5 protein-coding genes are annotated in these 5958 nt (G+C 66.2%); 1 reads left to right on the top strand and 4 read right to left on the bottom strand.

Going from position 1 to position 5958, the window contains the following annotated elements:
• The 3 genes from IT540_RS10845 to IT540_RS10835 form a co-directional block, all read right to left on the bottom strand.
• On the bottom strand, nucleotides 1–223 hold a 223-nt coding region (locus IT540_RS10845; protein ID WP_291177143.1), incomplete at its 3' end, for a hypothetical protein.
• Between the two features lie 25 nt (nucleotides 224–248).
• Nucleotides 249–1241, bottom strand: a complete 993-nt coding sequence (locus IT540_RS10840) for a hypothetical protein (RefSeq protein ID WP_291177141.1) — start codon at nucleotides 1239–1241, stop codon at nucleotides 249–251.
• Nucleotides 1242–1415: 174 nt separating this feature from the next.
• Nucleotides 1416–2762 carry a hypothetical protein gene (locus IT540_RS10835; RefSeq protein ID WP_291177136.1) on the bottom strand — a complete coding sequence of 449 codons (1347 nt, stop codon included), beginning with the start codon at nucleotides 2760–2762 and terminating at the stop codon, nucleotides 1416–1418.
• Between the two features lie 750 nt (nucleotides 2763–3512).
• Between IT540_RS10835 and IT540_RS10830 the strand changes: the two genes are divergently transcribed.
• Nucleotides 3513–4856, top strand: coding sequence for an FAD-binding oxidoreductase (locus IT540_RS10830; RefSeq protein ID WP_291177133.1), 1344 nt, complete (start codon nucleotides 3513–3515; stop codon nucleotides 4854–4856).
• A gap of 24 nt (nucleotides 4857–4880) precedes the next feature.
• Here the strand turns inward: IT540_RS10830 and IT540_RS10825 are convergent.
• Nucleotides 4881–5958 (bottom strand): OmpA family protein (locus IT540_RS10825; protein WP_366029695.1); only part of this gene is annotated, 1078 nt, incomplete at its 5' end.

Here is a 5958-nt window from a genome sequence, read left to right as displayed (position 1 = left end):
TCCACTCGGCCATGGGAGTGAGGCGCGCGGCGGAAGTGGGAGAGTGGGTGCCGCAGGCCCGCGACGCCGCGACGGCGGCCTTGGCCGTGAACTTGCGGATCTCGGCGCCGGGCAGGGCTTGTGGGAGACGACGGACCAGACCCTCGGCACGAGCGATGTAGTCGTCGATGACGACACCGATCGTCCGCCGGGCCGCTGGCCTGATCGTCAAGGGTTCGGTCACGGACAGTCTCCCCTACGGTCCGAAGCTACGACAGCAGCTCTGCGATGCCGCCTTTCGCAGTGTCGTGGAGGCTCGAGGTAATACCGAACGTCGCATCGTCGAGGTGATCCCCGAACGTATCGCCCAGCGAGGCCACCGACGTCAGGACGTCCACGGTCGACTCGGCGAGTTCCGACTGAATCGAGATGCCGAGATCGGAGTACCTGCCGCCCTCGAAGAACTGATCCTGGAGGTTCGACAGCGTATTCGTCGCGAACTGGATCACGCCCGAGGAGCCGACGCTGTCGCCGAGGCCCGAAACGATGCTGTCGACGGTATTGAGCAGGGGATCGACCACCTGCGGCACGGTGCTGCCGAGGAGATCCGAGACGATAGGCAACGACTTCAAGGCGTCGAACGTGGAATCGACGATGCCCGTGGTCAGCTCGATGGTGCCTTCCAGGAGATCGAAGACGGGGGTCGTGAGCGTGCCGACATCGAGCGGAAGATCAAGGTCGAGCGTGATGCCCGTGCCATCGGGACCTGCGGCGGCGACGGTCTCGGCCGCTTCGCCGTCCACGCTCGCGCTCGCAACCGCGCCGCCGTCGCCGACGGCGTTCCCGCCACCCGCGGTCACGCCGTCCTGAACGGCGGAGGCACCGGCCTCGGGCGCATCGTGGACAGGGACACTGACAGGTGCGCCGGCCATCGTCTTGGCCGCGATTGCATGCGCGGGCGACGAGGCGCCCGCCTCCCCGGACAGGCCCGCGCCTTGAAGCGACGTTGCCGCGCCCGCGGTGGCAGTGTCAGCGGTGCCATCCGCGCTGTCGCCAGGGGCGTCGTCCGTAAGCTTGGCCTGCGCTGCTCCGCTGACGAACTGCTGCGCAACGATCAGTTGCCCGAGGTAGAAGGAACGGGTGAGGAAGCTTCCAACGCCACGACGCCTGTTGAGGCGGGCGAGATCCGCGGCCGCGCCGTCGGCAGGCATATTGAGAATGGAGCTAGCGCGCAGACTAAGCGAATCGATGCCTTTGTTCATTGGCAATGCTCCCTTTGAAGATTTCTATGTCTTTTCTAGCTCCGACGGCCGAAATAATGAGGCTGAACCCAAGATGTATTTGCCGATGAAGTTTCGGAGCCAGAATTATTGGGTGGTATAATTATGGAAGTGTAAATTCGGCCCCGAAAAAGAGTTTCGGGGCCGAATCCAGCTTCAAGCGGTGTCTGCGGAAACGTCCACCGTATCGAACAGGTCGACTTGGCTCAGCAAGCCCTGGAGGCTCAAGCCCGGCAGAACGCCGCCCGCGCCCTCGGCCCCGACGAGCGCGCCGACGTCGCCGAGGTCGATGCCGAGCAGCCCGTCGCCGGTCACGCCGAGGCCGGAGAGGAGTCCCGACACGTCGGCCTCGGCCACGTTGGTGAGGAGATCGGCGATGCTGGCACCGAGGTCGGCGCCAACGCTGATGTCGCCGAGCAAGCCGCCACCGGAGGCATCCGCGTCCGCATCGGCGCTCGCATCCGCATCGGCGTCCAGGAGGTCCGAGATCGACGCGGTGATGCCGTCGACGATGTCGATGGGCGCGGAGACGGAGTCGAGCGCGTCGACACCGAGCAGGTCAGACGCCGTCGCCGTCACATCGCCAAGCAGGTCGCCGGAGGCGTCGGCATCCAGGATGTCGGTGACGCTGTCCACGATGTCGATCGGTGCGGAGATCGAATCCAGAGCATCGACGCCCAGAAGGTCGGAGGCCGTCGCCGTCACATCGCCGAGCAACCCGGAAGCGTCCGCGTCCAGAAGGTCGGACACTGGCGCGGTGACCGTATCCAGCGCGTCGACATTGAGGAGATCGGACACCGGCGCCGTCACGTCGCCGAGCAGCCCGCCGGAAGCATCGGCCTCCAGAACGTCCGACACCGTGGCGGTGACGCCGTCGAGAAGCTCGACCGGTGCCGTGACGCTGTCCAGCGCATCGAGGCTGAGAAGGTTCGAGACCGTGGGAGAGACGCCGTCCACGGCTGCATCGACGGGCACGGTGATGCCGCTGAGCAGGCCCGAGGCATCGGCATCCAGAAGCTCAGACACAGGCGCGGTGACGTCATCGATGATGTCGATGGGGGCCGTGGCGTCGAGGTCGAGAAGCTCGGAGACCGGGGCGCTCACGTTGCCGAGCAGCCCCGAGGCGTCGGCGTTGAGCAGGTCCGTTATGGGCGCGGTGATGCCGCCCACGTCCGCGATGTCGCCGGCGTCGAGCACATCAGTCAGCGCGTCGCCGACATCGAGGTCCGCGACGTTGTTCAGGAGCGACGACAGGTCGACCGGCGCGCTCACGTCACCCAGAACCTCGCTCACGTCGCCGATGACGTCGAGGCCGACGTCGCCGAGGTCCAGGAGGCCCACGTCGCCGAGGTCCAAGTCGCCGAGGCTCAAATCGCCTAGGTCGATGAGGGTGGTTCCGCCGCCGCCGCCAGAGCCCGGCTCTCCGGGCGTGACGTAGATGTTGACGGTGTTGTTGTTGGTATTGTTGTTCACGACGGTCGGGGTCTGATCATCGCAGCTCATGGGGCACTCCTCTTCGGGTTGGGGGGGGCAGTCACACTCTTCGGGCGGTGGCTCGCACGGAGCGGGCGGACAATCCCAGATTTGAGCCATGCTCTTCACCTTTCAAAACTGTCTGCGTCACAAGCAACGCGATGAGACAGGAATTTCTCGGCGCGTCGGATGCGCGGATCGCTGACGGTGAAAGATCTCTTAAGGTCGAAATATCGCATCGCCGCCAACGACTTGCGTGCGAGTGTCTGAGGCGGCGCTTTAATTTTGCATTGCCGCGCGTCCTGTCGGATCTGACAGCGCGTCGAAAAACGGAGAGCGAAACGCGAGCGGAATACGCTCAAAGGCGCGGCTTGCGCGAAGCGCTTCAATTGATATCGGCACCGAAATTTCATCGAGCCTGCAAAGGCCGAATCTCAAAAAATGCGAGATTTGCGGAGCCGGCTATTCGCGGGTTTGGAGCGACGCATGCGTGCGCCGTTTTCCGCTGGGAGCCATGAGCACGCGCGCGCGCCTGTAAGGTTCTACAGGTGGCTTGCTCATAAGTCCGTAACCGGGAGCGCGCAGTCTGGTTCGTGCGTTGCGGTGAGGCGCAGCGCGACCCTACGCGACTGCGGCTCACCCCGGGTTCTCCCACCGTCGGTGAGCCGCTTTTTTTGTTCGCGCAATGTGATAGTTCATCTCCGCGGGGGAGAAGAACTATGCATGGCGGTCAAATGACTTTGAGCCTTTTCGCACGCATTCCCGACTGGCGTAAGATCCATGGGTGAGCGTGCGCCTCCCACGGCGTCGGAGCTTGCAGGCGGGCGCGCCGCGCTGTCCGCAGCGCTCATCTACAAGCCATACTGGTGGGAGGCCGCGCCGCGCCGCTCGGAACCCGTAACGCTCCCCGCAGAGGCCGATGTCGTCATCGTCGGCTCCGGCTTCACCGGCCTCTCGGCCGCGCTGACGCTGCTGCGCCGTGGCCGCTCGGTCGTCGTGCTGGAGCGCGGCGTTCCGGGCTTCGGCGCCTCGACGCGCAACGGCGGCCAGATCGGGAGCGGCAACCAGAAGTTCCGCGTCAAGCGCCTCGTCGCGCTGCGGGGGCGCAGCAAGGCGGAGGCGCTACTGCGCGAGGGCGTGCGCATGCTCGACTATATCGCGGAGCTCGTCTCCACGGAGAAGATCGACTGCCACTTCACGCGCTGCGGCCGCTTACGCGCCGCCGTCCGGCCCGAGCACTACGAGGCGATGGCGCGCGACATGGACGATCTGCGCGAGATTGCGGGCGTCGAGAGCTTCATGGTGCCGCGCGCCGAGCAGAGGAACGAGATCGGCTCGGATGTGTTCTTCGGCGGGTCCGTGCTGCCGGGGGACGCGTCGCTGCACCCCGGCCTCTATCACGCAGGCCTGATGCAACGTATCGAGGACGCCGGAGGCCGCATCGCGGGCAACGCGCCGGCGGAGGCGATCTCTGCGCGCCGGCCCGGCTTCTCCGTCAAGACACCGCTCGGCGAGATCAAATGTAGGGACGTGCTGATCGCAACCAACGGTTACACCGACGGCATCGTCCCTGAGCTCGGCAGGCGAATCGTGCCGATCGGGTCCGGCCTGATTGCCACGGGCGAGATTCCCGAGGCCATGTTCTCCGGCCTCCTGCCCAAGAACCGCGTGTACGGCAATACCAATCGGGTCTTCTATTACTTCCGCGTTGCGCCGGGCGAGCGTCGCCTCATCTGGGGCGGCCGGGTCGGGCGGCGCGCCGACAGCGCCTCGCCTGGCGCCTTCCGCCACCTCGCCCGCGACATGCTGCACGTCTTTCCAGGCATCACGGACGTGCCTGTCACGCACGCGTGGGACGGGCTCATCGGCTACACCTATGACGAGGTGCCCCATCTCGGCCGCACCGCCGCCGGTGTCCACTACGCCATCGGCTACTGCGGGACGGGCGTCTCGCGCGCCACCTACTTCGGGCACAAGATCGCGCTTCAGATCGTGGGCAGCAGCGAGGGCCGCACCGCCTTCGACGACTTGGCCTTTCCGAGCTTCCCGGCGCACCCCATCGCCAAGCGCGCCGTGCCCGTCGTCGAGACGTGGTATCGCCTGCGCGACGTCACGAACCTTTGACGAGGCGGCGAACGCCCGCCGCCCTCAACTCGGATCGTCCCAGCCCTCGCGGGCGAGCAGCGGCGTGATACGGCGCACGGCGACGCGGCGATTGATCCGCGACGGTCCATCCGTCAGCTCCTTGAGATACGCTTCGCCATAGCCCTGCGTCGTGAGGTTTTCGGGCGGAATGCCGAAGTTATCAGTCAGGATCGCGGCAACCGTCTCTGCGCGCCGGTCGGAGAGCGACAGGTTGTCGATCTCGTTTCCGACGGCATCCGTATGCCCTTCGATCAGGAACAGCTCGTCCGGCCGTCGGTCGAGAACGCGCTCGATGGCACGCGCGATGCGGTCGAGCTTCGCATACTGATCCGGCCCGACCTCCCATGAGGCGAACGCGAAGGTGACGGCATCGAGATCGACGCGGCGCATGCGCTCGAGGATGCTGTAGTTATAGCGCACCTCGTCGAGGGAGTAGCCGCGGTCCAGGTCCTCGACCGGCGGCGCGTCGAGCGCCTCGTAGATGTCGTCGAACGACGCGCGGTCGTAGTCGACGATGTAGCGCTCGCGCGGGATGCGCACCACCGGTGGCGGCAGGTCGATATAGACGGGGCGATAGTCGGGACCGTAGCCGCCGCCGCGATAGGAGCGGCGGTCGTCGAAGAGAACGTGCTCGCGTCCGTCCCTGTCCCTGCGGCTGCGCCGCAGGACGCGTCCGTCGTCGTCCATGATCGAGTGGATCAGTGCACCGGCCAGGCCCGCCGTGATCACCAGCCAGGTTCCGTCCTTGCGGCGCTCGCGACGCACTTCTCGCCGGTTCCGCGCAAGTCGCGCGGTCTCGTCGTGACGGATGATTGTGCGCGTCTCGTCGCGCACGATCACGCGCTTGTCCGGCTCGGTGATGATGTCACGTGCGCCGACCTCGCGCGTCTTGCGTCCCTTGCGCAGCTCCTCGAACTTGTTCGCCGCCGCGGGGCGCCATGTCTCGAGAGGCCCGCCGCCCTTCTGCTGTGCTTCCTTGCGCGCGCGCTCGAACTCCTGGTCGGCTTTGGCGCGGTCGAACGTGCCTGGCTCGCGTCGGCCTTTGCGCGCGGCATCGGCGTCTAGCCTTTGCCTGGAATCC

It is taken from the genome of Hyphomicrobium sp. (assembly GCF_020852195.1).
Taxonomy (GTDB): domain Bacteria; phylum Pseudomonadota; class Alphaproteobacteria; order Rhizobiales; family Hyphomicrobiaceae; genus Hyphomicrobium_C.
This window is presented reverse-complemented; position numbering and strand designations above follow the sequence as displayed.

What these genes read in the sequence shown, in the direction of transcription:
- IT540_RS10840 (WP_291177141.1), bottom strand. Translation starts at nt 1,241, where the DNA reads ATGAACAAAGGCATCGATTCGCTTAGTCTGCGCGCTAGCTCCATTCTC.
- IT540_RS10835 (WP_291177136.1), bottom strand. Translation starts at nt 2,762, where the DNA reads ATGAGCTGCGATGATCAGACCCCGACCGTCGTGAACAACAATACCAAC.
- IT540_RS10830 (WP_291177133.1), top strand. Translation starts at nt 3,513, where the DNA reads ATGGGTGAGCGTGCGCCTCCCACGGCGTCGGAGCTTGCAGGCGGGCGC.